At 61.9% G+C, this 1,121-nt stretch carries 1 protein-coding gene; it reads right to left on the bottom strand.

Translation table 11 applies throughout. The features are described 5' to 3' along the window. Positions 1–202: 202 nt before the first annotated feature. The coding region (gene intI1, locus SC428_RS22050; protein WP_025766410.1) for a class 1 integron integrase IntI1 at positions 203–1,121 on the bottom strand (919 nt) is incomplete at its 5' end.

Raw genomic sequence — 1,121 nt, 5'->3', positions numbered from 1 at the left:
TGTCGTTTTCAGAAGACGGCTGCACTGAACGTCAGAAGCCGACTGCACTATAGCAGCGGAGGGGTTGGATCCATCAGGCAACGACGGGCTGCTGCCGGCCATCAGCGGACGCAGGGAGGACTTTCCGCAACCGGCCGTTCGATGCGGCACCGATGGCCTTCGCGCAGGGGTAGTGAATCCGCCAGGATTGACTTGCGCTGCCCTACCTCTCACTAGTGAGGGGCGGCAGCGCATCAAGCGGTGAGCGCACTCCGGCACCGCCAACTTTCAGCACATGCGTGTAAATCATCGTCGTAGAGACGTCGGAATGGCCGAGCAGATCCTGCACGGTTCGAATGTCGTAACCGCTGCGGAGCAAGGCCGTCGCGAACGAGTGGCGGAGGGTGTGCGGTGTGGCGGGCTTCGTGATGCCTGCTTGTTCTACGGCACGTTTGAAGGCGCGCTGAAAGGTCTGGTCATACATGTGATGGCGACGCACGACACCGCTCCGTGGATCGGTCGAATGCGTGTGCTGCGCAAAAACCCAGAACCACGGCCAGGAATGCCCGGCGCGCGGATACTTCCGCTCAAGGGCGTCGGGAAGCGCAACGCCGCTGCGGCCCTCGGCCTGGTCCTTCAGCCACCATGCCCGTGCACGCGACAGCTGCTCGCGCAGGCTGGGTGCCAAGCTCTCGGGTAACATCAAGGCCCGATCCTTGGAGCCCTTGCCCTCCCGCACGATGATCGTGCCGTGATCGAAATCCAGATCCTTGACCCGCAGTTGCAAACCCTCACTGATCCGCATGCCCGTTCCATACAGAAGCTGGGCGAACAAACGATGCTCGCCTTCCAGAAAACCGAGGATGCGAACCACTTCATCCGGGGTCAGCACCACCGGCAAGCGCCGCGACGGCCGAGGTCTTCCGATCTCCTGAAGCCAGGGCAGATCCGTGCACAGCACCTTGCCGTAGAAGAACAGCAAGGCCGCCAATGCCTGACGATGCGTGGAGACCGAAACCTTGCGCTCGTTCGCCAGCCAGGACAGAAATGCCTCGACTTCGCTGCTGCCCAAGGTTGCCGGGTGACGCACACCGTGGAAACGGATGAAGGCACGAACCCAGTGGACATAAGCCTGTTCGGTT

The organism is Providencia sp. 2023EL-00965, from assembly GCF_033550225.1.
GTDB classification, from domain to species: Bacteria; Pseudomonadota; Gammaproteobacteria; order Enterobacterales; family Enterobacteriaceae; genus Providencia; species Providencia manganoxydans.
Note: the sequence above shows the minus strand (reverse complement) of the source record. Positions and strands in the feature narration are given on the sequence as shown.